General features: G+C 66.2%; 19 protein-coding genes. 10 read left to right on the top strand and 9 right to left on the bottom strand.

What is annotated here, in order from left to right; genetic code table 11:
* The first annotated feature begins 67 nt into the window (after nucleotides 1-67).
* Complete coding sequence (locus CSC94_RS12545) at nucleotides 68-685, top strand: GyrI-like domain-containing protein (protein WP_099306684.1); 618 nt, start codon at nucleotides 68-70, stop codon at nucleotides 683-685.
* 3 nt (nucleotides 686-688) lie between these two features.
* On the opposite strand, the gene rnd is transcribed toward CSC94_RS12545, so the two are convergent.
* Nucleotides 689-1,843 (bottom strand): ribonuclease D, encoded by a 1,155-nt coding sequence (gene rnd / locus CSC94_RS12540; protein ID WP_099306683.1) that lies wholly within the window; start codon nucleotides 1,841-1,843, stop codon nucleotides 689-691.
* 211 nt (nucleotides 1,844-2,054) lie between these two features.
* On the opposite strand from rnd, the gene CSC94_RS12535 reads away from it, so the two are divergent.
* The 3 genes from CSC94_RS12535 to CSC94_RS12525 all read left to right on the top strand — a co-directional run bounded on the left by CSC94_RS12535 (nucleotide 2,055) and on the right by CSC94_RS12525 (nucleotide 5,758).
* Nucleotides 2,055-3,185 carry a TadE/TadG family type IV pilus assembly protein gene (locus tag CSC94_RS12535; protein ID WP_099306682.1) on the top strand — a complete coding sequence of 377 codons (1,131 nt, stop codon included), beginning with the start codon at nucleotides 2,055-2,057 and terminating at the stop codon, nucleotides 3,183-3,185.
* 177 nt (nucleotides 3,186-3,362) lie between these two features.
* Nucleotides 3,363-5,150 carry an aspartate--tRNA ligase gene (gene aspS, locus CSC94_RS12530; protein WP_099306681.1) on the top strand — a complete coding sequence of 596 codons (1,788 nt, stop codon included), beginning with the start codon at nucleotides 3,363-3,365 and terminating at the stop codon, nucleotides 5,148-5,150.
* Nucleotides 5,147-5,758, top strand: coding sequence for a pyroglutamyl-peptidase I (locus CSC94_RS12525; RefSeq protein WP_099306680.1), 612 nt, complete (start codon nucleotides 5,147-5,149; stop codon nucleotides 5,756-5,758). Before aspS ends, CSC94_RS12525 begins: the two co-directional genes overlap by 4 nt.
* Nucleotides 5,759-5,809: 51 nt before the next feature.
* On the opposite strand, the gene CSC94_RS12520 is transcribed toward CSC94_RS12525, so the two are convergent.
* A complete protein-coding gene (locus CSC94_RS12520; RefSeq protein ID WP_133122881.1) occupies nucleotides 5,810-6,988 on the bottom strand; it encodes a YdgA family protein in 1,179 nt (392 codons plus the stop codon).
* A 199-nt stretch (nucleotides 6,989-7,187) separates the two neighbouring features.
* On the opposite strand from CSC94_RS12520, the gene parC reads away from it, so the two are divergent.
* The 5 genes from parC to CSC94_RS12495 all read left to right on the top strand — a co-directional run bounded on the left by parC (nucleotide 7,188) and on the right by CSC94_RS12495 (nucleotide 14,801).
* A complete protein-coding gene (parC, locus tag CSC94_RS12515; RefSeq protein WP_099306678.1) occupies nucleotides 7,188-9,440 on the top strand; it encodes a DNA topoisomerase IV subunit A in 2,253 nt (750 codons plus the stop codon).
* A gap of 40 nt (nucleotides 9,441-9,480) precedes the next feature.
* Complete coding sequence (locus CSC94_RS12510) at nucleotides 9,481-9,666, top strand: cytochrome oxidase subunit III (RefSeq protein ID WP_099306677.1); 186 nt, start codon at nucleotides 9,481-9,483, stop codon at nucleotides 9,664-9,666.
* Between the two features lie 91 nt (nucleotides 9,667-9,757).
* Nucleotides 9,758-10,435, top strand: coding sequence for a TetR/AcrR family transcriptional regulator (locus tag CSC94_RS12505; protein WP_099306676.1), 678 nt, complete (start codon nucleotides 9,758-9,760; stop codon nucleotides 10,433-10,435).
* A gap of 14 nt (nucleotides 10,436-10,449) precedes the next feature.
* Nucleotides 10,450-11,658 (top strand): efflux RND transporter periplasmic adaptor subunit, encoded by a 1,209-nt coding sequence (locus CSC94_RS12500; RefSeq protein WP_099306675.1) that lies wholly within the window; start codon nucleotides 10,450-10,452, stop codon nucleotides 11,656-11,658.
* A complete protein-coding gene (locus tag CSC94_RS12495) occupies nucleotides 11,655-14,801 on the top strand; it encodes an efflux RND transporter permease subunit (protein ID WP_099306674.1) in 3,147 nt (1,048 codons plus the stop codon). The genes CSC94_RS12500 and CSC94_RS12495 overlap by 4 nt, the downstream gene beginning before the upstream one ends.
* A gap of 81 nt (nucleotides 14,802-14,882) precedes the next feature.
* On the opposite strand, the gene CSC94_RS12490 is transcribed toward CSC94_RS12495, so the two are convergent.
* From CSC94_RS12490 to CSC94_RS12465, 6 genes are all read right to left on the bottom strand, one after another.
* Nucleotides 14,883-16,511 (bottom strand): SulP family inorganic anion transporter, encoded by a 1,629-nt coding sequence (locus CSC94_RS12490; RefSeq protein WP_099306673.1) that lies wholly within the window; start codon nucleotides 16,509-16,511, stop codon nucleotides 14,883-14,885.
* Nucleotides 16,512-16,674: 163 nt separating this feature from the next.
* Nucleotides 16,675-17,091 carry a DUF7282 domain-containing protein gene (locus CSC94_RS12485; RefSeq protein ID WP_099306672.1) on the bottom strand — a complete coding sequence of 139 codons (417 nt, stop codon included), beginning with the start codon at nucleotides 17,089-17,091 and terminating at the stop codon, nucleotides 16,675-16,677.
* A gap of 83 nt (nucleotides 17,092-17,174) precedes the next feature.
* The gene (locus CSC94_RS12480; RefSeq protein WP_245408338.1) at nucleotides 17,175-18,062 is read right to left on the bottom strand and encodes a DMT family transporter; all 888 of its coding nucleotides are present in this window, start codon (nucleotides 18,060-18,062) and stop codon (nucleotides 17,175-17,177) included.
* Nucleotides 18,063-18,068: 6 nt separating this feature from the next.
* Complete coding sequence (locus CSC94_RS12475) at nucleotides 18,069-18,818, bottom strand: arginyltransferase (protein WP_099306671.1); 750 nt, start codon at nucleotides 18,816-18,818, stop codon at nucleotides 18,069-18,071.
* A gap of 66 nt (nucleotides 18,819-18,884) precedes the next feature.
* Nucleotides 18,885-20,702, bottom strand: a complete 1,818-nt coding sequence (locus tag CSC94_RS12470; RefSeq protein ID WP_099306670.1) for an SLC13 family permease — start codon at nucleotides 20,700-20,702, stop codon at nucleotides 18,885-18,887.
* Between the two features lie 91 nt (nucleotides 20,703-20,793).
* Nucleotides 20,794-21,273 carry an RDD family protein gene (locus CSC94_RS12465; RefSeq protein ID WP_099306669.1) on the bottom strand — a complete coding sequence of 160 codons (480 nt, stop codon included), beginning with the start codon at nucleotides 21,271-21,273 and terminating at the stop codon, nucleotides 20,794-20,796.
* Between the two features lie 343 nt (nucleotides 21,274-21,616).
* Here CSC94_RS12465 and CSC94_RS12460 point away from each other — a divergent pair, with 343 nt between their 5' ends.
* Entirely contained in the window at nucleotides 21,617-21,991 is a 375-nt protein-coding gene (locus CSC94_RS12460) for a hypothetical protein (RefSeq protein ID WP_099306668.1), read from the top strand.
* A gap of 41 nt (nucleotides 21,992-22,032) precedes the next feature.
* On the opposite strand, the gene hemB is transcribed toward CSC94_RS12460, so the two are convergent.
* Complete coding sequence (gene hemB / locus CSC94_RS12455) at nucleotides 22,033-23,058, bottom strand: porphobilinogen synthase (RefSeq protein WP_099306667.1); 1,026 nt, start codon at nucleotides 23,056-23,058, stop codon at nucleotides 22,033-22,035.
* Nucleotides 23,059-23,148 lie beyond the last annotated feature (90 nt).

The raw sequence follows: 23,148 nt of genomic DNA, 5'->3' as shown, positions 1-23,148 counted from the left end.
GTCATGGCGTTCCGGCGTCGCACGGGGTAGGCAGGATGCTTCCGGCTTGGCGTGATCGGGTACGGTGTTGGAAAAGCAGGACTGGAAAAAGAACCTTAAGGAACTCTACCGTCCCTCCGGCCGGGAGTTCTCGCGCGTCACGGTTCCGCCGATGCGGTTCCTGATGGTCGATGGCCGCGGCGATCCGAACACGGCGCCGGCCTATGCCAGGGCCGTCGAATGGCTCTACGCCGTGTCCTATCCGGTCAAGTTCGCCTCGAAGAAGGATCTCGGCAGGGACTACGTGGTCTATCCGCTGGAAGGCCTGTGGTGGGCCGATGACCTGGAAAGCTTCGTCGATGGCCGGCGGGAAAACTGGAAATGGACGATGATGATTGCCCAGCCGGACTGGGTCACGCCGGGGATGATCGCGGACGCCATGGACCGGGCAGGGGCAAAGCTCGGCGACCCGCCGCCCTCGCTTCGCGTCGAGACCTTCGAGGAAGGCCTCTGCCTGCAGATCATGTATACCGGGCCCTACAAGGACGAGGGGCCGGTCATCGCCCGGCTGCACGGCGAGGTGATCCCGCGTGCCGGCCTGGTGGAGAACGGGCACCACCACGAAATCTATCTCGGCGACCCGCGCCGCACCGCGCCTGAGAAGCTGAAGACGATCATCCGCCAGCCCGTCCGCAGGGCCGGCTGAGGCTCAGTCCAGTTCGAACACCTGCACCTTGCGGTTCTCGAACCGGATGCCGATCTCGCCGCGGATGAGCTTGAGCGCCTTTTCGCCGAAGGCCTCGCGCCGCCAGCCGTGCAGGGCCGGCACGTCCGCCTTCTCGCCCTCACCGGCCAGCTTCTCGATGTCGTCGGAGGTCGCCAGAACCTTGGCCGCGACGCCTTCCTGTTCCGCCACCTGCTTGAGCAGGACCTTGAGCAGTTCCGTGGCCGCGCCCGTGCCTTCGGGCTGCTGCGCGGGCCGCGGCACCTTCGGCAGGTCGTCGCGCGGGATGGACAGGGCCGACCTGACCGCGTCGAGAAGGCCCTGAGCGGCTCCCGAGCGTTCCCAGCCCTTCGGGATCGAGCGCAGCCGGCCGAGCGCTTCCACCGTCTCCGGGCGCTGCTGCGCCACCTCGTAGATTCCGTCGTCCTTCAGGATGCGGCCGCGCGGAACGTTGCGGTTGCGCGCCTCGTGTTCGCGCCAGGCAGCGACCTTCTGCATCACCGCCAGTTCCAGCGGCTTGCGCACGCGCATTTTCAGCCGCCGCCAGGCGTCGTCCGGATGCAGCTCGTAGGTTTCCCGCGAGGTCAGGACGTCCATTTCCTCCTTCAGCCAGTGGGCGCGGTTTTCGCGCTCCAGCTCGGCGGCGAGATAGGCATAGACATCGCGCAGGTGTGTCACGTCGGCGAGGGCATAGGTGAGCTGTTTGTCGCTCAGCGGCCGGCGGCGCCAGTCGGTGAAGCGCGACGACTTGTCGATCTGCACCTTGGTGATCTTCTGCACGAGCTGGTCGTAGGAGACCGAATCGCCGAAGCCGCAGACCATGGCGGCAACCTGGGTGTCGAAGACCGGGTGCGGAACCAGGTCGCCGAGATGCACGATGATCTCGATGTCCTGCCGGGCGGCGTGAAACACCTTGGTGATCCGCTCGTCGGCCATCAGGTCGAAGAAGGGTTGAAGGTCGAGCCCGGGCGCCAGCGGATCGACGAGGGCCGTCTCGTCGGGCGTCGCCATCTGGATCAGGCAGAGCTCCGGCCAGAAGGTCGTTTCCCGGATGAACTCCGTATCGACAGTAACGAATTCGGACTTGCTTAGAAGGTCGACCGTGTTTCGGAGGTCATGCGTCGTCGTGATCAGCTGCATTCCAGCGCTTTTCTGTATTTCGTTTCGTGCCTCGGGGGTATGGACCCTTCGTCACGTTTGTCAAGGGGTGCCGGCGAATGCCTAAAACGCGGCGCATTTGTTTATCGCCATCTTAGCCCGGCTTGAGTACAGTCATGCATGTGTGCGCTGATTGGCTGGATGGACGTGCGGTTCTCCGGCCGGTCGGAAATGGAAGACCGGGGGCATTCTGATGAAACGGCTTGGGCTTTGCCGCGAGACGGCAATCCGCTTTGCATCCGATCGTGGCGGCAATTTTGCGATCATCGTGGGCCTGGCGATCATCCCGCTGCTTCTGGCAGCCGGCGGTGTTCTTGACTATGCCAATGCCGAGATGATCCGGCGCCAGGTCCAGGCGTCGCTGGATGCCGCAGCCCTGGAAGCGGCCATCGCCTACCGCGGAGGAAGCCGGGACAGCACCGATCTGACGCGGAAGGGCGAGCAGATGTTCATCGCCAATTTCGGCGATCCCGGCAGCCACGGCGTCATTCTCTCGAACTTCACGGTTGCGGCGGACATGGCGACCGGCGCGGCCACGGCCTCGGCCGACGTGAGCGTGAAGAACAGTTTCCTCTCCATTGTCAGTCTCGACACGTTCAACATGACGCTCTCTTCAACGGTCAGCGGCGGCGGGCGCGACCTGAACCTCGACATTGCCATGTGCATCGACGCCACGGGATCGATGGGCAACACCATTGCCGCGGTGAAGGTCAACGCGCTGAATTTCGACAAGAAGCTGCTGGCCGAACTGGAGAAGCGGAACCGCCGTGTCGGCAACATCCGGGTGCGGCCGATCTATTTCCGCGACTTCAGTGTCGAAAGGGGAGGCGGCATCATCGACAGCGGCCATTTCTTTGCCCTGCCGGACGAGCGCGGGCCGTACAATTCCTTCGTCAACGTGCAGGTCGCGAGGGGCGGTGGCGACGAGCCGGAATCCGGCCTCGAATGTCTCTACCAGGCGATGAAGTCGCGATGGGCAAAATCCGATACCTCATCGAGCGTCTATCCCATCGTCGCGGTCTGGAGCGATGCCAACCACCAGCCGCCCGGCGATCCGAAGAGCCGGACCGGCGGCGGCGAAGGCTACCCCGAGCACATGCCGGCCACCTACAGCGCGCTGAAGGCCGTCTGGAGCAACCCGTCCGTGATCGACCAGGACAACAAGATCTTCGCCTATTTCGGCCCGGGCAAGAACTGGACGAACCTCTATGGCTGGGATGGTTTCTACAACGGCGGCGGCCTGACCAATGGCGCCGACGACATGATGCGCGGCCTGGCCGACGCGATTGCGGTCAAGCTGCCGCCGATTCACGTTTCGCGCTAGGTCGCCCGCACCGGCCAGGCGGCGGCGATCCGGTGCGGTCGTGTCTCCTTTCTGTTCACGGCGGGCGGCAAACCTTGACAAACCGCCCGCCCCGTGCGCTTGTCGCGCGGATTTTTGACCGGGCGACGGCCCGACCCGCCGCTCCTCCAAGACGAGCCACAACCGGACCTGACATTCATGCATCGCTATCGCAGCCACAATTGCGCCGCCCTTCGCAAAACCGACGCCGGCTCCACCGTCCGCCTTTCGGGCTGGGTTCACCGCGTCCGCGACCACGGCGGCGTCCTCTTCATCGACCTGCGCGACCATTTCGGCATCACCCAGGTGGTCGCCGATCCGGATTCGCCCGCCTTCAAGGTGGCCGAGACCGTCCGTGGCGAATGGGTGCTGCGCATCGACGGCCTGGTCAAGGCCCGTGCCGACGAGGCCGTGAACCCGAACCTGCCGACCGGCGAAATCGAGGTTTTCGCGCGCGAGGTCGAGGTGCTGTCCAAGGCCGCCGAACTGCCGCTGCCGGTGTTCGGCGAGCCGGACTACCCCGAGGACATCCGCCTGCGCTACCGCTTCCTCGACCTGCGCCGCGAGACCCTGCACAACAACATCATGCTGCGCACGCGCATCATCCGCGAGATGCGCCGCCTGATGGAGGAAGCCGCCTTCACCGAGTTTTCCACGCCCATCCTGACGGCCTCCTCGCCGGAAGGCGCGCGTGACTTCCTGGTGCCGAGCCGCATTCACCCCAACAAGTTCTATGCCCTGCCGCAGGCGCCGCAGCAGTACAAGCAGCTCCTGATGATGTCGGGCTTCGACCGCTATTTCCAGATCGCGCCCTGCTTCCGCGACGAGGACCCGCGCGCCGACCGCCTGCCGGGTGAGTTCTACCAGCTCGACCTGGAGATGAGCTTCGTCGAGCAGGATGACATCCTCGGCACGATGGAGCCGGTGCTGCGCCGCGTCTTCGAGACCTTCGCCGACGGCAAGCCGGTGACGCAGGAATTCCCCCGCATTCCCTATGACGAGGCGATCGCGAAATACGGCTCCGACAAGCCGGACCTGCGCAACCCGATCATCATGGAAGACGTCTCGGAGCATTTCCGCGGCTCCGGCTTCAAGGTCTTCGCCAACATCCTCGCCAATTCGCCGACCGGCGCCGTCTGGGCAATTCCCGCGCCCACCGGCGGCAGCCGCGCGTTCTGCGACCGCATGAACTCCTGGGCCCAGGGCCAGGGCCAGCCCGGCCTCGGCTACATCTTCTGGCGCGAGGAGGGCGGCAAGCTGGAAGGCGCCGGCCCCATCGCCAAGAACATCGGCGAGGAGCGCACCGAGGCCATCCGCCTGCAGCTCGGCCTCAAGGCGGGCGATGCCTGCTTCTTCGCCGCCGGCGACCCGAAGAAGTTCTCTGGCTTTGCCGGCGATGCCCGCACCCGCGTGGGCGAGGACCTCGACCTGGTCGACCGCGACCGCTTCGAACTGGCCTGGATCGTGGACTTCCCGTTCTTCGAATGGGACGAGGACAACAAGAAGGTGGATTTCGGCCACAACCCCTTCACCATGCCGCGCGGCGGCCTCGGCGCGCTGGAGAACGAGGACCCGCTGGCCATCAAGGCCTGGCAGTATGACCTGGTCTGCAACGGCTTCGAGATCGCGTCGGGCGGCATCCGCAACCACCTGCCGGAAGTCATGGTCAAGGCCTTTGGCATCGTCGGCCTCGACGCCAACGTGGTGGAAGAGCGCTTCGGCGGCCTGTTCCGCGCCTTCCACTACGGCGCCCCGCCGCACGGTGGCATGGCGGCCGGCGTCGACCGCATCGTCATGCTGCTGGCCGGCGCGAAGAACCTCCGCGAGGTGACGCTCTTCCCGATGAACCAGCAGGCCCAGGACCTGCTGATGGGCGCCCCCTCCGAGGCCATGCCGGCGCAGCTGCGCGAACTGCACCTGCGCACCGTGGCCCCCGCCAAGGAATGACCCGGGCCCCGCGCATCCTGGTGACGGGCTTCGGCCCGTTTCCGGGCGCGCCTGAAAATCCGACCGAGTGGCTGGTCGCCGAACTGTCCCGGCAGGCCGGCCACCCGGACTACGACCTTGCCTCCGCCGTCCTCCCGGTCGACTACGCACTGGCCGGTCCCGCGCTCGATGCCGCGGCCGCCGGGGCCCGTCCCGACATTGCCATTCACTTCGGCCTGGCAGCCGGGGCGGCCGGGTTCCGGCTGGAACGGCTGGCCAGCCACCACCAGGACCATTCCCTGCCCGACAATGCCGGCCAATCGGCGCCGCGCGGGACCGCGGGCAGGGCCCCGGTTGCCTCGCAGTTGCCGCTCGATGCCGTGTACGCGGCGCTCGCAGGGCGGGGGCTTCCCGTCGAGTGGTCCGACGATGCCGGCGGTTATCTCTGCAACTTCGTCTTCTACCGCTCCTGCGCCGCGACGCTGCCGCCGCTCGCCGGCGCCATGAGCGGGTTCATCCACACGTCGCATGTCGGCGAGGGCGAGCCGCTCTCGCCGGACGAGGCGCTCGATGGCGCCCGTCTCATCCTCGGCACCTGCGCCCGGGCCTGGCGGACGCGCCGGACATGAAAAAGGCCCGGCATCGCTGCCGGGCCTGTTGATTGTCGATCGGGCGCCGCCTTATTCGTTGGCGGTCACCGTTACGCCGAGAATGTCCGGGATGGTCTGCGGCGCGCCCATGGCCGCGCCCATGATCTGCGGCGCCGGCACCGGCGCATCCGGCGCTGCCGTCACCGTCAGCGACTGCGGGTCGTCGAGGTAGGTGTTGACCGCCTCCGACACCATCTTGGCAAAACCCGGGTTCTGGAGCTGGGCGAGCAGCAGCGGCGTCATGCCCTTGGCCATGTTGACGATGTCCTGGCGCTTGGCACCCTGCTGGGCGGCGACGAAATCGAGAACGCGGCCGGTCAGCGAGGCATCCTGCAGCGCGATTTCGGCCCCGTTGAAGGACAGCTGCTGCATCAGGCCCATCATGGCGAAGCCCATGGCCTGCTCGTTCATCTCGCCGCTCTCCTGTTTGGCGGCGATCTCCTGCACCTGTTGCATGAACTCGCTCGTCAGGCCGCTGAGGTCGATGGAAAGATTGAGCGCCGCGGCATCGGTCACGTCGAGGATCCACTCGCTGATGGTCATCTGCCCGTCGCTCGGGTTCCAGCTGCCCTTCATGCTCATGCCGCCCGAAAGCATGTCGTAGCCGAGCTGCTGCATGACGGCGCGCGCCTTGGGATCGGGCAGTTTCGTCATGTCGGCCTCGACGCCGGTCATCTCCATCTCGGAATCGATCGCTTGGCCCGGTTCGTAGGGGCTGGACGTGTAGACGATGCCGTCCATCTTGAACAGCACCGCGTCGCCTTCCGAAACGCTCACCGGTCCGACGGTCATGCCTTCGACCAGCACCGAAATGTTGCGCACCGGGTCGGTCTCGCTTTCCTTCGGCACCTGGATGCCGGTGACCGCGGCGCCGCCGAAGTCGAGCGTCTTGCCTTCCTTGGTCATGCTGAACTCGGGCGCCTCGATCTTGCCGATGCGATAGCCGTTGTCGCTCTCGCTGACATCCTGCAGGCGCAGTTCCTCCAGCTTGGCCGGCTCGGCTTCGCCCGGCTTCATGGTGATGTCGGACAGCACCACGTCATCGCCGTCGGCGGTCGCGGAGCCGATCGTCAGCGTCGCGCCGTTCTTGCTGAACTGGTGTTTCAGGGCATCGGCCAGCCCCTGCGCATCCGCCTCGGCCCAGGCCATTCCAGGGAAGAGGGATACGAGCGCAAGCACGCTGACAGTCTTCAAGAGGGGTCGGGTCATTTCAGGATCCTTTGATGTTCGGCCGGGCATGACTGCTGCATGGCAGGAAAACGCCCGTCATTCTTGGCAGAGGGCGTGATGTGCGTCCAGACAGCGTAGCATAATTTAGCCTGTGGACGGCGATCTGGCAGTGATCGCCGCCACACGGCCGCCAGCACGCCGGGCTTGCTTAGAATCACCAGTTTCGCTAACCGGGGCTATGGGAAAAAGCCTGAATCCGCCCGGCGGGGGCGACGGCAAGGATATTGAATCGGTCGACCTGAAGCGTGCGCTCGAGGAACGCTACCTCGCCTACGCCCTGTCGACCATCATGCACCGGGCACTGCCGGATGTGCGCGACGGGCTCAAGCCGGTTCATCGCCGCATCATGCACGCCATGCGCCTGTTGCGTCTCGACCCGGAGCGCGGCTTCGCCAAGTGTGCCCGCATCGTCGGCGACGTCATGGGCAAGTTCCACCCGCACGGCGACCAGGCGATCTACGACGCGCTCGTCCGCCTGGCGCAGGAATTCGCGGTCCGCTACCCGCTCGTCGACGGGCAGGGCAACTTCGGCAACATCGACGGCGACAATGCCGCGGCCATGCGCTACACCGAGGCGCGCATGACGGATGTGGCGGCCCTGCTGCTGGAAGGCATCACCGAGGACTCCGTCGACTTCCGCCTGACCTACAACGAGGAGGACGAGGAACCCGTCGTCCTGCCGGGCGCCTTTCCCAACCTGCTCGCCAACGGTGCCTCTGGCATTGCCGTGGGTATGGCGACCAACATTCCGCCGCACAACGCCGCCGAGATCTGCGATGCCGCGCTCCATCTCATCGAGCACCGCGACGCCACCAACGCCGACCTGATGCAGTTCGTGCCCGGGCCGGACTTCCCGACCGGGGGCATCATCGTCGATGGCAAGGCGTCCATCGCCGAGGCCTATGACACCGGGCGCGGCGGTTTCCGCGTCCGCTCCCGCTGGCACCAGGAGGATACCGGCCGCGGCACCTGGGTCATCGTCGTCACCGAAATCCCCTACCAGGTCCAGAAGGCGCGGCTGATCGAGAAGGTCGCCGACCTGCTGATCGCCAAGAAGCTGCCGCTGCTCGACGATATCCGCGACGAAAGCGCCGAGGACATTCGCGTCGTTCTCGTGCCGAAGAGCCGCTCCGTCGATCCCGAACTGCTGATGGAATCGCTGTTCAAGCTGACCGAGCTTGAAAGCCGCTTCCCGCTCAACATGAACGTGCTGAGCCACGGCAAGGTGCCCAACGTCCTGTCGCTGCGCGAGGTGCTGCAGCAATGGCTCGACCACCGCAAGGACGTGCTGATCCGCCGCTCGCGCCACCGCCTCGGCGTCATCGAGCGGCGCCTGGAGATCCTCGGCGGCTACCTGATCGCCTATCTCAATATCGACGAGGTGATCCGCATCATCCGCGAGGAGGATGAGCCGAAGAAGCAGTTGATGATCACCTTCGAACTGACCGACAACCAGGCCGAGGCGATTCTCAACATGCGGCTGCGCAACCTGCGCAAGCTGGAGGAATTCGAGATCCGCAAGGAGTTCGATGACCTGACGAAGGAGAAGGAGCAGATCGAGAAGCTGCTCGCCTCCGAGGCCCTTCAGTGGAAGACCGTCGCCTGGGAAGTGGCCGACGTCCGCAAGACATTCGGCCCCGAGACCGAGCTTGGCCGCCGCCGCACCACCTTTGCCGAGGCGCCGGAGCGCGATCTCGAAGCCATCCAGCAGGCGATGATCGAGAAGGAGCCGGTCACCGTTATCGTCTCCGAGAAGGGCTGGCTGCGGGCCATGAAGGGCCACCTGGCCGATTTCTCCGGCCTCACCTTCAAGGATGGCGACAAGCTCAAGCTCGCCTTCCACGCCCAGACGACCGACAAGATCCTCGTGCTCACCACCGGCGGCAAGATCTTCACCATCGGCGCCGACCGCCTGCCGGGCGGGCGCGGCCATGGCGAGCCGATCCGCATCATGGTCGACATGGACAACGACCAGGACATCGTGACCGCCTTCGTGCATGATCCCCAGGTCCGCCGCCTGGTCGTGTCGCATGACGGCAACGGTTTCCTTGTGCCGGAAGCCGACGTGATCGCCAACACCCGCAAGGGCAAGCAGGTGATGAACGTCAAGACGCCCGACGAGGCGCGCTTCTGCGTGCCGGTTTCCGGCGACCATGTCGCCATCGTCGGCGAGAACCGCAAGCTGCTCGTCTTCCCGCTGGAGCAGGTGCCCGAGATGACCCGCGGCAAGGGCGTCCGCCTGCAGCGCTACAAGGATGGCGGCGTCTCGGACATCAAGACCTTCGCCATGGCCGGCGGGCTGACCTGGACCGACAGCGCGGAACGCACCTTCACCCGGAGCGAGGCTGAACTGACCGAGTGGATCGGCGTCCGCGCCGCCGCCGGCCGCATGGTGCCAAAGGGATTCCCGCGCACCGGCAAGTTCGGCTGATCCGTCTGCGCCGGTCGCGGTCCGAAGGGGAGACGACGCCATGAGCCCGCGCACCGTCTGGCGCCTGAACCTCACCGGCTGGATCCTCTTCGTGGTCTCCGCGCTCGGCTTCCTCGCCAGCACCTGGCGCGCCCGCGACTGGGTCGGCATGTTCGCCAGCCTGGCTTTCCTCGTCGCTTGCCTCGCCTTCGTCCTGCCGCTCTGGGTTCATCGGCCGCGCAACTGATCCGAAACCATTTTGATCCGTACCTCTTGACATCGCGAACGTTCATTCGCATTTAGCGAGAACGAACGTTCGCACTCATTGTTAAGAGATCATGAATTCTCCGCTCGATACCGCGCGCGCAAGCGCCTACGACGAACACCGTGCCGATGACGACGGCGAAACCACCGGGCCGATGACCCGGGCGGAACGCCGTGAGGCACAGACGGCGCGCATTCTCGACGCCGCGAAGAAATGCTTTGTCCGCTCCGGCTTCCAGGGCGCTTCCATGCACGAGATCTGCAAGGAAGCCGAGATGAGCCCGGGCGCGCTCTACCGCTATTTCCCGTCCAAGGAAGCCATCATCGAGGCCATTGCCGAGGCCGACCGGCGCCAGGACGCCGATCTTCTGGCCGAGGCGCTGGCCAATCCCGACATCGTGGAAGGCATCGTTCAGGCCATGATGACGCATATGCGGGTCAGCCACGAGAACAACATGGCGCCGCTGTTCACCGAGATCCGTGCCGAGGCGCTGCGCAATCCCTCCGTGCTGGAAACCTGCGAATGCTCGATGAGCCAGGTGCATGAACTCATCTTCCGGCGGATCCGCGCGGCCATCGATGCCGGCCAGATCCGCCCGGCCGTGTCGGTGGAAACGCTGATGGCCGTGATGATCTCCATCGGAGAGGGGATCATCCTCAACGACCTGCCCGCCAAGGGCGTGAACCTCGCCGAGGTCGAGCACATGGTGCGCGCCTCCGTCACCGCCAATCTTTGCCCCGTCGCAAACTGAACCGGACGTTTCCGATGCCGTTGACCCGTCTTTTCAAATCCTTTGCCGCCACGCTGGCGGTCGCCGGCCTTCTCGGCACGGCCACGCTGTCCGCCGAGGCCGCAGATCCGGCGGCGCAGCCGGCCGCGGAAGCGCCGGCCCCGGCCATTCGCGTCGTTGCCGCCAGCCGGCAGCAGATCAGGGATACCCTTCCCGTCAACGGAACGGTCGTTCCCCGCGAGGAAGCGGCCGTCGGCGTCGACGTCAACGGCCTGAAGGTGCTGGAACTGCGCGCCGACCAGGGCGACGAGGTGAAGCAGGGCCAGGTGCTGGCCATCCTCGACAAGTCCGGCCTTGAGCTCACGCTGCTGCAGTCGAAGGCCCAGCGCGCCCAGATCGACGCCCAGGCCGCCCAGGCCAAGGCGCAGATATCCGATGCCGAGGTCGGTGTCCGCCAGGCGCAGGAAACGCTCGACCGCGTCGACGCGCTGCGCAAGAAGGGCGTCGCCTCCCAGGCCCAGTATGACAATGCCGTCAACGGCCTCGACAGCGCCCGCGCCAAGCTGGAGACGGCCCGCAAGGCGGTTGTCGCCGCCGAGGCCCAGATCGGCGTCAACGAGGCCCAGGTGCGCGAACTGCAGCGCCAGATCGCCCGCACCGAGGTGAAATCGCCGGCCAATGGCCTGGTGCTGGCCCGCAACGCCATGCTCGGCGCCGTGGTTGGCGCTTCGGCCGGCCCGCTGTTCCGCATCGCCATCGACAACGACCTGGAACTCCAGGCCACCGTGTCCGAGACGCACCTGCCACGGCTCAAGGCCGGTCAGGCCGTTTCGGTGCGCGCGCCCGGTGTCGACAAGCCGCTCGAAGGCACGATCCGCATGGTCGCGCCCGAGGTCAGCAAGGCGACGCGGCTCGGCACCGTCTTCATCACGCTGCCGGCCGGCAGCCCCGTTCGCGCCGGCAATTTCGCCAGTGCCAGCATCGAGCTTGTCAGCAAGCAGGCGCTCGTCCTGCCGGCCAGCGCGGTGCTGTTCCGCAACGGCGAGCCCTACGTCCAGAAGGTGGTCGACGGCAAGGTTGCCTCCACGCCGGTCAGCCTCGGGATCCGGGTCGACGGGATCGTCGAGGTGACCGGTGGTGTGGCCGAAGGCGACCAGGTCGTCTCCCGCGCCGGCGTCTTCGTCAATGACGGCGACGCGATCACCCCGGTCCTTGACGAGGCGACGGGAGCCATCGCGCAATGAAGTGGAACATTTCCGCCTGGTCGATCCGCAACCCGCTGCCGTCGGTCCTGCTGTTCATCGTCCTCAGCGTGCTGGGGCTGATGAGCTTCTCGCACCTGCCGGTCACGCGTTTCCCGAACATCGATATCCCGATCGTCTCGGTCGTCGTCACCGATCCCGGCGTGGCGCCCAGTGAACTGGAAACCCAGGTCACCAAGCGCGTCGAGGATGCCGTCGCCAACGTCACCGGCGTCAAGAACGTCATGTCGACGATCACCGAGGGCCGTTCCTCCACCGTCATCGAGTTCCGCCTCGAGGTCGATACCGCGACTGCCGTCACCGACGTGAAGGACGCCGTGGAGCGCATCCGTTCCGACCTGCCGGCCACCGCCGACCAGCCGATCATCAACCGCATCGACGTCGAGGGCCAGGCCATCCTGACCTATGCCGTGCGCGCGCCGGCCATGACGCTGGAGGAACTGTCCTGGTTCGTTGAGGACAAGGCGATCCGCCAGTTGCAGAGCCTCAAGGGCGTCGCCCGTGTCGACCGCTACGGCGGCGTCGACCGCGAGATCAAGGTCGAGCTCAATGCCGACCGGATGAATGCGCTGGGCGTGACGGCCTCGGCGGTGAACAATGCCCTGCGTGCCGCCAACGTCGACCTGACCGGCGGCCGTACCGAGATCGGCGGCCGCGAGCAGACCATCCGCACGCTGGGTGGCGTTTCCGACATCGCGGCCCTGCGCAAGCTGGAAATCCCGCTGGCCGGCGGCCATCGCGTCATCCTGTCCGATATCGCCACCGTCACCGACAGCTGGGCCGAGCCGCGCTCCTTTGCCCGCGTCAACGGCGAGCCCGTGGTCTCCATGGGCGTTTTCCGGGGCAAGGGCGAAAGCGACGTCGACGTTTCGCGGCGTGTCACGGCGGCCGTCGACCAGTTGCGCGCCGATTATCCGAACGTGACCATCGACCGCGTCGACAACTCCGTCGACTACACGGTCGGCAACTATGAATCGGCCATGCAGACCCTGATCGAGGGCGCACTCCTGGCCGTCATCGTGGTCTTTATCTTCCTGCGCGACATCCGCGCCACGCTGGTCTCGGCCATGGCGCTGCCGCTGTCGATCATCCCCACCTTTCTGGTGCTCGACCACCTCGGCTTCTCGCTGAACCTGGTCAGCCTGCTGGGCGTCACGCTGGTGACGGGCATTCTCGTCGATGATGCCATCGTCGAGATCGAGAACATCGTCCGGCACATCAAGATGGGCAAGACGCCTTACCGCGCCTCGCTCGAGGCGGCCGACGAGATCGGCCTCGCGGTGATCGCGATCTCGGCCACCATCATGGCGGTCTTCGCGCCCGTGTCCTTCATGTCGGGCGTCGCCGGCCAGTACTTCAAGCAGTTCGGCCTCACCGTCGCGGTGGCCGTCTTCTTCTCGCTGCTCGTCGCGCGTCTCATAACACCCTTGATGGCGGCCTATTTCCTGCGCTCCCATGGCGACCATGAGTATCGTCCGGGCTTCGTCATGCGCGGCTACCTCGGCCTCCTGGGCGTCAGCCTGCGTTTCAGGTGGATCACCTTCCTGGCCGGCATCGCCTTCTTCGTCGGTGCGATCATGGCCACGGGCCTGCTGCCGGCCGGCTTCGTGCCGCGCCAGGACGCCTCCCGCGTCGTCTATTCGCTGGAACTGCCGCCCGGCGCCAGGCTCGAGGACACCGGCCGGGCGACCGACCGCGCCACCGAGGCCGTGCGCGCCATTCCGCAGGTCGAGAATGTCTATGTCATCGGCGGCGCCAACCCGACCGGCACGCTCGAACTGCGCCGCGCCACCATGGTCGTGGACCTGCAGCACAAGAGCGAGCGCGAGATCACCCAGCACCAGCTGGAGAACAAGATCCTCGATATCCTGCAGACGATCCCGGACCTGCGCGCTTCCTACGTGAATGACCGCGGTCAGCGCGCGCTCGAGATCGGCGTCATGAGCACGGACGGCGATGTGCTCGACACCGAGGCGCGCAAGATCCAGAGCGCCATGGCCAAGACCGGCATGTTCCGGGCGATCACCTCCAACGCCGCGCTCGACCGGCCGGAGATCATCGTCGAACCGAACCGCGATCTCATGGCCCAACTCGGCGTCTCCACCTCGGCCGTCTCGGAGGTCCTGCGCGTCGCGACCATCGGCGACGTCGATGCCCGCCTCGCCAAGTTCACCGACGGCGTGCGCCAGATCCCGATCCGCGTCCAGCTCGACGAACAGGCGCGCGACAACCTGTCGGTTCTCTCGCAGCTTCCCGTCCCGCTCGCCGCCGGCGGCTCGGTGCCGCTCTCCGCGGTCGCCGACATCCACTATGCCCAGGGACCGTCCTCGATCCAGCGCTTCAACCGTGAGCGCCGTGTGGTCATCGGCGTCGACATGGCGGGCGATGCCGAGATCGGCGAAGGCCTGAAGGTCATCTATGCCCTGCCGGAGGTCAAGAACCTGCCGGCCGGCGTCCGCATCCAGGAGACCGGCGACGCGGAAGTCATGGGCGATGTCTTCACCTCCTTCCGCAATGCCATGGTCACCGGCCTGATGCTGGTCATGGTGGTGCTGATCCTGCTGTTCGGCTCGATCTTCCACACCATCACCATCCTGCTGTCGCTGCCGCTGTCGATCGGTGGCGTCGTTGGTGCGCTCTGGCTGACCGACAAGGCGATCTCCATGCCGGTTGTCATCGGCATCCTCATGCTGATGGGCATCGTCACCAAGAACGCCATCATGCTGGTCGATTTCGCCATCGAGGAGATCAAGCAGGGCATCGACAAGCGGGAAGCAATTCTCGATGCCTGCCGCAAGCGGGCCCAGCCGATCATCATGACGACGATCGCCATGTCCGCCGGCATGATCCCGGCGTCGCTGGCCCATGGCGACGGCGGCGAGTTCCGTGCGCCCATGGCCATCGCGGTGATCGGCGGCCTGCTGGTCGGCACCGTGCTGAGCCTGCTGTTCGTGCCGTCGCTCTTCTCCATCATGGACGATGTGCGCAAGGGGGTAAGCTGGATGGTGCGCAAGCTGCTGCGGCCGAACGAGCGTGACGAGCCGGAGGAAGAGGCAATGCCGGCCGAGGGCACCCGCCAGCCGCTGGAACTGGCGCCGGCCCGCCTGCCGGAAGCCGCCGAATAGGCGCAGCGGCGGACCGAAAAACAGGAAAGGCCGGGCAATCGCCCGGCCTTTTGCTTTTCCGTTTCCCGCGGATCGCGGCGGTCAGTGGCCCTTGCCGAACGAGCCCGTGCGCACGTCGTAATCGACGGCCACGCCGTAGTCCGGGTCGTCCTCGCTGTCGATCATCAGCTGGCCGGCACGCGTCAGCAGCGAATGGCAGTCGCGCGACAGGTGGCGCAGCTGCAGCCGCTTGCCCTGGGCCTCGTAGCGCTGCGCGACCGTCTCGATGGCCTGCAGCGCCGACTGGTCGGCCACGCGCGAGTTCATGAAGTCCACGATCACCGTGTCGGGATCGCGGTCGGCATCGAACAGGTCGAGGAAGCCGTCGGTGGAACCGAAGAACAGCGGCCCCTCGATGGCATAGGTCTTCGACCCGTCGTCGCCGATGGAACTGCGCGCGTGAATGCGCGTCGCATTCTGCCAGGCATAGGTCAGCGCCGAGACGATGACGCCCACGACCACCGCCGTCGCCAGGTCGGTCCACACCGTCACCACGGTGACCAGCACGATGACGAAGGCATCGGCCAGCGGGATCTTGCGCAGGATGGTCAGCGAGTTCCAGGCAAACGTGCCGATCACCACCATGAACATCACGCCCACCAGCGCCGCGAGCGGGATCTGCTCGATCAGCGGCGCGGCAAACAGGATGAAGGATAGCAGAAACAGTGCCGCGGCGAGGCCGGACAGCCGCGTCCGTCCGCCGGATTTCACGTTGATCATCGACTGGCCGATCATCGCGCAGCCGCCCATGCCGCCGAAGAACCCGGTCGCCACGTTCGCCGTTCCCTGGGCGATGCATTCCTTCGAGGCGCCGCCGCGCTGCCCGGTGATGTCGCCGACGAGGTTCAGCGTCAGCAGGCTTTCGATCAGGCCGACGGCGGCAAGGATCACCGCATAGGGCACGATGATCTTCAGCGTTTCCAGGGTCATCGGCACCATCGGCACGTGGAACGAGGGCAGCGAGCCTTCGATGGACGCCATGTCGCCGACCCGTGGCACGTCGATGCCGAAGGCGATGACGAGGCCGGCCACGATGGCAATGCCTGCCAGCGGGGCGGGAATGGCCTTCGTCAGGCGGGGCATGACCCAGATGATCGCCATGGTCAGCGCCACCAGCGCCAGCATGGTCAGGAGCGGGACGCCGGTCAGCCACTGCCCGTTGGCAAGGCCATGGCCGGCAGTCTCGGCGGAACCCGGCACCTGGAACTGCGTCAGCTGTGCCAGGAAGATGACGATGGCCAGCCCGTTGACGAAGCCGAGCATGACCGGATGCGGCACCAGCCGGATGAACTTGCCGAGGTGGAAGATCCCGGCCAGCACCTGCAGGACGCCCATCAGCACGACGGTGGCGAAGAGATATTCGACGCCGTGCTGCGCTACCAGCGAGACCATGACGACGGCCAGCGCGCCGGTCGCGCCCGAGATCATGCCGGGCCTGCCGCCGATGAGGGCTGTGATCAGGCCGACGATGAAGGCGGCATAGAGGCCGACCAGCGGATGCACGCCGGCGACGAAGGCGAAGGCCACGGCCTCCGGCACCAGGGCCAGCGCGACGGTGAGGCCGGAGAGCACCTCGGTCTTGATGCGGGCAGGGGAAAGGTCGGAGAAGGTCGCGCGCGGACGCTCGGGCGCGAAACGGCCGGCCACGGCCGCAAGGGTCGGTTTGATCATGTCGGAACCTTGTCAACGGGAGGCGGAAGGCGCGGTCAACGCGCGGCTTTGGCCGTTGCTAAACCGGTTTATGCTGCATTGCAACACAAGCGGCCCGGAAAAGCGCGCCCGCAAGGTCCGGTCGGGGAGGGGCGGCGTCCGGGACCGAACGCCGCCCGCCGGGTCACTTGGCCGTCACGACAGCCATGACGAGCTTCCCGTCGACGCGCACCGGCCCGTCTTCCTTGGCGCCGAGCGAATACTCGAATTCGCCGGCTTTCATGCCGCCGTCCTCGCCGTGCAGCATCAGCATGACCTTCTCGCCGGGCTTCACCGCCTCGCTGAGTTGCGCGGTGACGTTCATGTTCTCGCCCTTCATAAGCCGGGCATGGCCAATCACCGGGCCGGGCTTCATCGCGTCGTCGGTGCGGTGAACGACGAGCCAGCCGTCCGCCGGCGCGGTCACCATGCTCGCCGTGACGGACCCGCCCGACATGTCCTGGTCCGCGCCGGTGACGGCGAGATGATCCATGGCGAAAGCAGCCGGAACGGCGATGGCGACGAAGATGGCGGAGGCGGCGAGCGTCTTGAACGGTTTCATGTTTGCGTCCTTCCCGTAAGGTTTGGTTGACGGGAAGATCACGAGCCGTTCGCGAAAAGAGTTTCAGCGTGTCGTGAAAAAAGTCAGATCGGCCGCGCTGCCAGCCGCCGCCGGCGGTTCCGGGCAATCTGCACGGCCGTGTGGGTGACAAGCGCCGTCAGCACGATGGCGCCGCCGATGAAGGTATGGCGCTCGGGTACTTCCGCGAAGATCATCCAGACCCAGATCGGCGCCAGCACGGTCTCCAGCATGTAAAACATGGCGACCTCCGGCCCGGTCAGCCATCGCGGCCCGGTCGCCAGGCAGAACATCGTGACCGGCAGCAGGAAGGCGCCGTCGATGACGATCCAGACCGGATCGGCGATATGGTAGCCGTTGAAGAGCACCATGACCCCGGCGATGGCGATGAGGAAAAGCGACGACATGACGGCGGAGAAGCCCATGTCCTCGCCGCTCGCCCGCGAGACGGTCAGCGCCGCGGCCAGCGAGGCGGCGGCCCCCATGGCCAGCAGGTTGCCGGCCAGGCTGCCGGCGGTCATGCCGCCCGAAACGATGATGTAGACGCCCGCCGCCATGACGACCATGGCGATCAGCGTTTCCCGCCTGAGCCGTTCGCCCAGGAAGATCCGCGCGAACAGGGCCGCCAGCATCGGGTTGAGCGCCAGGATGAACACCAGGTTGGCCGTCGGCGTCAGGAAGACGGCCAGCAGGAAGCAGAGGCCGGTCAGCGCGTAGAGGCCGCAGACGATCCAGCCGATCCGCCCGTGGATCAGCGGCGGCGGGTTGCGCCCGAAGCGCTTGAGCAGCCACCAGACCACCAGCAGCACGACGATCGAGCAGACCGACCGCAGGAAGATCACGGACCAGGATTCGCCGTCGCCAAGCCGGAGCAGCGGGATGTCGAAGGTCAGCACCATGCCGCCGAAGCCGGTGATCGCGAGCCCCTTTATGTGATCGGATTCAGCCGTCAAACGCCCTCAGTCCTCGAAGCGGACCCAGCCGGTCGGGCTGAGGTGTTCCTGCGGCCGGAAGCGGATCTTGTAATCCATCTTCCGCGAACCGCGCACCCAGTAGCCCAGGTAGACATGCGGCAGGCCCATCGCGCGGGCGCGTTCGATGTGATCGAGGATCATGTAGGTGCCCAGCGAACGCTCCTGCATGTCCGGGTTGAAGAAGGAATAGACCATGGACAGGCCGTCGCCCATCACGTCCGTCAGGGCGATGGCCACCAGTTCGCCCTCGCCCTTGCCGGTCATGAAGCTGTCGGGGCCGCGCCGGCGGTACTCGATGATTCGCGTGTCGACATGCGTGTCCTCGACCATCATCGCGTAGTCGAGCACCGTCATGTCCGACATGCCGCCGCGCCGGTGGCGGGCATCGAGATAGGTACGGAACAGGCTGTACTGCTCGGTCGACGGCTCGGCTTCGTACACCGTGCCGACGAGGTCGCTATTCGTCGCCAGGACCCGCCGCATGTTCTTCGACGGCTTGAAATCATTGGCAAGAATGCGCACCGACACGCAGGCGCGGCAGGTTTCGCAGGCCGGCCGGTAGGCGATGTTCTGCGAGCGGCGGAAGCCGCCCTGCGTCAGCAGGTCGTTCAGCTCGCTGGCCTTGTCGCCCACCAGGTGCGTGAACACCTTGCGCTCGAACTGCCCGTCCAGGTAGGGGCAGGCGGACGGCGCGGTCAGGTAGAATTGCGGGTTGTGGACGGGCTGCTGAGTCATGTTGGTGGAGGATAATATCAGGCACGCCATTCGCCAAAGGAAATTTCTGCGCGGCGACGGCGCGTGTCACAGTCCGTAATACCATGGCGCGATGGCGGTGAACGTCAACCACATCAGCAGGACAAGCGGCAGCCCGGCCTTGACGAAATCGGAGAAGCGGTAGCCGCCCGGGCCCATGATCAGCAGGTTCGTCTGGTAGCCGACCGGCGTGGCGAAGGATGCGTTCGACGCGAAGATGACCGCGGCGATGAAGGCAGCCACCGGCAGCCCGGTCCGTTCCGCCATGTCGAGCGCGATCGGCGTGAACAGCACCGCCGTGGCGTTGTTCGACAGGAAGTTCGTCAGGATGGCGATCACGAGGAACAGTCCGGAAAGGAGCACGACAGGACCCTGGCCGGCCATGGTTGTTACCGCCGTTTCGGCGATCAGTCGCGCCCCGCCGGTCTGCTCCAGCGCGGTCGCCGCGGCGATCGACGAGCCGACGAGCAGGAAGATCTGCCGGTCGAAGGCGCGCGCGGCCTGCTGCAGCGTCAGGCAGCCCGTGGCAATGAGGGCGGCCGCCCCGATCACCGAGCTGGCGACGATGGGCACCAGCGAAGTGGCTGCGCTCAGCACGATCAGCGCGAAGATGACGAAGGCGATCCAGGCCTTCTGGCGCTGCGGCACCGCCTGCGCCGACCATTCCAGCAGCAGCAGGTCGTGGCTGTCGCGCATCGAGCGCAGGTGTTCCTCGTCGGCGCCGACGAGCACCGTGTCGCCCGGTTCCAGCCGGATGTCGGCCAGCGGCGCCCGGCCCATGCGGCTCTTGCGCTGGATGCCGAGCACGTCCACGCCGTGGGTGGACTGGATGCCGGCATTGCGCACGGTCCGCCCGGCGTGGCGCGATCCCGGCGTGATCACCGCTTCGGCGATGTGATAGGCCGGCCCCGGCTTCACCCGCGGGCCGTCTTCCGCGTCCTCGCCCGTCGACGGCGTTGCCGAACCGCGGGCCAGCGCGTTCATGAAGGCCCGCCGCGTACCCGCCACCACCACGCGGTCGCCCTCGGAAATCACCATGTCCTCGAACGGCGGCACGAACTCCAGCCCGCGGCGGATGATCAGCCGCGGCATCAGGTCCTTGAGGCGCGGAAACAGGCCGGCGCGCGATTCCATGCCGAGAAACGGGTGGCCGGCGCGCACGGTGATCTCGCCGATGAACTGCGATCCTGCCGCCCGCCGGCGTTCTTCGCCGGCGCCCGAGCCGCGACCCAGGATGCGCGGCATGATGAAGAAGATGTAGACGGCTCCCGCCGCCGCCAGCATCAGGCCCGGCCCGGTGATGTCGAAGAAGCCGACCTCGTGCCCGTTGCGCTGCGCCACACCGGCGACCAGCAGGTTGGTCGAGGACCCGATGATCGTGGTCATGCCGCCCAGGATTGACAGGAAGGACAGCGGCATCAGCGCGCGCGCGGCCGGAAAGGCGTGCTGCGCGGCCAGCACCGTGATGACGGGGATGAAGATGACGACGACCGGCGTGTTGTTGAGAAAGGCCGACAGGGCGGCCGCCGCCAGCAGCGTGATCAGCGTCGCCCGGAAGGGCGAGGCGCCGCCGGCCTTGGCCACCATGCGGGCCGGCTTGTCCATGGCATCGGTGGCGAACAGGCCCTGGCCGACGATCAGCAGCGCGATGACGGTGATCAGCGCCGGGTTCGAGAAGCCCGCCACCAGTTGCTCCGGACCGATCGCCTGACCGGCCGCGTTCTCGTAAGGCGCGACCGCGAACAGCGCCAGAAAGGCGGCCAGCGAGCCGATGGCCACCGATTCGAGCGCAAAGCGGTCGCTCACGTAGGCGATGACGGTCAGGCCGATGATGGCAAACGTGGCAAAGGTATGGAAATCGGCCATGCAGAGTCCGCGGGCGAGAAGTCGTCCGCGGACACCTTAGGACGTCAGGCCCGCGATGGCGAGGGAAGATTGTCGCGGACGGATGTGGCGGTCAAAGCGCCTGCTCGCGCACGACGACCGTGCCGAGCAGCAGGTCGTGTACCGTCCGTTTGCGGTCCAGGATCAGCGTGGCCAGCAGGATGAGGCCGGACGTGAACACGTTGAATGCCCAGAAGAGAACCGTGTGCACGATGGCCAGCAGCGGATCGACCCTCAGGCCGTCGAGCCGGGCCAGGCGGATGCCCATCATCTGCATGCCGACGGTCGCCTGCCGGCGTCCGCCGAGCGTCATCGACACGTAGGTCAGCGCGACGAAGGGGCCGAAGACCGCAAACAGCATCCAGCCGAGCCCGAGCGTGACGATGCCGAGGAAGAAGACCAGGATGGCGAAGGGGATCATCAGCAGCAGGATGACCACGTAGTCGATCAGGAAGGCGAAGATGCGCCGTGTCCGCACACCTTCGTAGAGGTGCCAGTCCTCGAGATCGGCGTAGGGGCCATCCCGGTCTGCCTGCCGAATGCTGCTGTCCATCGAATGTGCCACGGCTGTCCTGCCTCTGTCCTGAAAGGGTCGTGCTCTTGACAGGTCACATGGGAATTTTCGCCTGCGTATTCAAGGCGCACACACCGCCGCCCGGCCTCCGGCCGTACCGGGAAGCATGAATGGCGCTTCCGTGATTCATCTTTTCTGTGGGCCGCAATTCCCGGTCGGTTGCGTTCTTGCCTGTTCTAAAAAATTCTAACGTTTCGGAGGGTTTGGGAAATAGGCCTGCCGGCCGTGCGTGCCGGGGCGTTGCTGCAGGTGCTGGTCGGCGTGCCGGGTCAGCGGCATTCCCTTGTTCTCCGGTGACAACGAAATACGGAGGGACCGGATAATGCGTGGCGTGGCTTTTCTCTTTTTTGCAACGGCGGCCTTGTGGGTCACCGTCGGCATGGCTTGGGGCATTCACATGTCGGCCAGCGGCGATCACATGCTGCGAAGTGCACATGCCCATCTCAACCTGATCGGCTGGGTGACCATGGGGCTGTTCGGAGTCTACTATCACCTTGTTCCGGACGCGGCCGGCCGGATGCTCGCGAAAGTGCACTATGCCGTTGCCCTGCTCGGCGTCTTGACCATTGTGCCGGGCATTGTCATGGCGGTGACGCAGCAGGGCGAGACGCTGGCCAAGGTCGGCTCGATGCTCACCCTCCTGTCGATGGTGATCTTCCTCTACACCGTGATCAGCACCCGCACCCGGGCTGCCTGAAGCGTGCGCGCCGGACCCGCCGGAAAGAAACGGCGGGCCGGTCAGCCCTTCAGCATCTCCGCCACCTGCGGTGCGAAATAGGTCAGGATGCCGTCGCAGCCGGCGCGCTTGAAGGCGGCCAGGCTTTCCATCATCGCCCGGTCGTGGTCGAGCCAGCCGTTGGCCGCCGCCGCCTTGATCATCGCGTATTCGCCCGACACCTGGTAGGCGAAGGTCGGCAGGCCGAACGTGTCCTTCAGCCGGCGGCAGATGTCGAGATAGGGCATGCCGGGCTTGACCATCACCATGTCGGCGCCCTCGGCGATGTCGGCTTCCGTCTCGCGGATCGCTTCCTCGCTGTTCGACGGATCGATGTAATAGGTCTTCTTGTCACCCTTCAGCAGGCCGCCGGTGCCCACCGCCTCGCGATAGGGGCCGTAGAAGCCGGACGCGAACTTGGTGGCATAGGACATGATCGCCACGTCCTGGAATCCCGCGCCGTCGAGCGCGTCGCGGATGGCGCCGATGCGCCCGTCCATCATGTCGGACGGCGCGATGATGTCGGCGCCGGCCTCCGCCTGGCCGACCGCCGCGCGAGCCAGAAGCTCCACCGTCTCGTCGTTGACGATGATGCCGTCGCGCAGGATGCCGTCATGGCCGTGGCTGGTGAACGGGTCCAGCGCCACGTCGGTGATGATGCCGATGTCCGGCACGGCCGCCTTGATGGCGCGGCTTGCCTTGTTGATCACGTTGTCGGCGTCGAGAATGTGCGAGCCGGTCTGGTCGCGCTTGTCGAGCGCGATGTTGGGGAAGGTCGCCAGCGCCGGGATGCCGAGCTTCGCCGCCCGTTCGGCTTCGCGCACCGCCAGGTCCACCGTCATGCGCTTCACGCCCGGCATGGCGGCAATGTCCTCGGTGCGGTTTTCGCCCTCGATGATGAAGATCGGCCAGATCAGGTCGTCCACCGTCAGCCGCGTTTCCTGCACCATGCGGCGCGACCAGTCCGCCTTGCGCATGCGGCGCAGCCGGCGCGAGCCGGTGATTTCGTCGACGGAGCGGGGCAGGGGCGGTCGGTCCATGTGGTTCATGATGTCGGTCCTCCCGGATCAGGGATCTTTGGCTGGTTGAACCACAGGAACCCCGCCTCGGCAACCGCGCCATTGACAAAAAACCGGGCC

The sequence above is a fragment of the Zhengella mangrovi genome, from assembly GCF_002727065.1.
In the GTDB taxonomy this organism is placed as follows: Bacteria; Pseudomonadota; Alphaproteobacteria; order Rhizobiales; family Rhizobiaceae; genus Zhengella; species Zhengella mangrovi.
This window is presented reverse-complemented; position numbering and strand designations above follow the sequence as displayed.

Excerpts from the sequence above, each read along its gene's own strand:
- CSC94_RS12470 (WP_099306670.1), bottom strand. The coding sequence starts at position 20,702 with ATGGCCGATTTCCATACCTTTGCCACGTTTGCCATCATCGGCCTGACC.
- CSC94_RS12510 (WP_099306677.1), top strand. The coding sequence starts at position 9,481 with ATGAGCCCGCGCACCGTCTGGCGCCTGAACCTCACCGGCTGGATCCTC.
- parC (WP_099306678.1), top strand. The coding sequence starts at position 7,188 with ATGGGAAAAAGCCTGAATCCGCCCGGCGGGGGCGACGGCAAGGATATT.
- CSC94_RS12485 (WP_099306672.1), bottom strand. The coding sequence starts at position 17,091 with ATGAAACCGTTCAAGACGCTCGCCGCCTCCGCCATCTTCGTCGCCATC.
- CSC94_RS12500 (WP_099306675.1), top strand. The coding sequence starts at position 10,450 with ATGCCGTTGACCCGTCTTTTCAAATCCTTTGCCGCCACGCTGGCGGTC.
- CSC94_RS12525 (WP_099306680.1), top strand. The coding sequence starts at position 5,147 with ATGACCCGGGCCCCGCGCATCCTGGTGACGGGCTTCGGCCCGTTTCCG.
- CSC94_RS12535 (WP_099306682.1), top strand. The coding sequence starts at position 2,055 with ATGAAACGGCTTGGGCTTTGCCGCGAGACGGCAATCCGCTTTGCATCC.
- CSC94_RS12505 (WP_099306676.1), top strand. The coding sequence starts at position 9,758 with ATGAATTCTCCGCTCGATACCGCGCGCGCAAGCGCCTACGACGAACAC.
- CSC94_RS12495 (WP_099306674.1), top strand. The coding sequence starts at position 11,655 with ATGAAGTGGAACATTTCCGCCTGGTCGATCCGCAACCCGCTGCCGTCG.
- rnd (WP_099306683.1), bottom strand. The coding sequence starts at position 1,843 with ATGCAGCTGATCACGACGACGCATGACCTCCGAAACACGGTCGACCTT.
- CSC94_RS12520 (WP_133122881.1), bottom strand. The coding sequence starts at position 6,988 with ATGACCCGACCCCTCTTGAAGACTGTCAGCGTGCTTGCGCTCGTATCC.
- CSC94_RS12475 (WP_099306671.1), bottom strand. The coding sequence starts at position 18,818 with ATGACTCAGCAGCCCGTCCACAACCCGCAATTCTACCTGACCGCGCCG.
- aspS (WP_099306681.1), top strand. The coding sequence starts at position 3,363 with ATGCATCGCTATCGCAGCCACAATTGCGCCGCCCTTCGCAAAACCGAC.
- hemB (WP_099306667.1), bottom strand. The coding sequence starts at position 23,058 with ATGAACCACATGGACCGACCGCCCCTGCCCCGCTCCGTCGACGAAATC.
- CSC94_RS12460 (WP_099306668.1), top strand. The coding sequence starts at position 21,617 with ATGCGTGGCGTGGCTTTTCTCTTTTTTGCAACGGCGGCCTTGTGGGTC.
- CSC94_RS12490 (WP_099306673.1), bottom strand. The coding sequence starts at position 16,511 with ATGATCAAACCGACCCTTGCGGCCGTGGCCGGCCGTTTCGCGCCCGAG.
- CSC94_RS12465 (WP_099306669.1), bottom strand. The coding sequence starts at position 21,273 with ATGGACAGCAGCATTCGGCAGGCAGACCGGGATGGCCCCTACGCCGAT.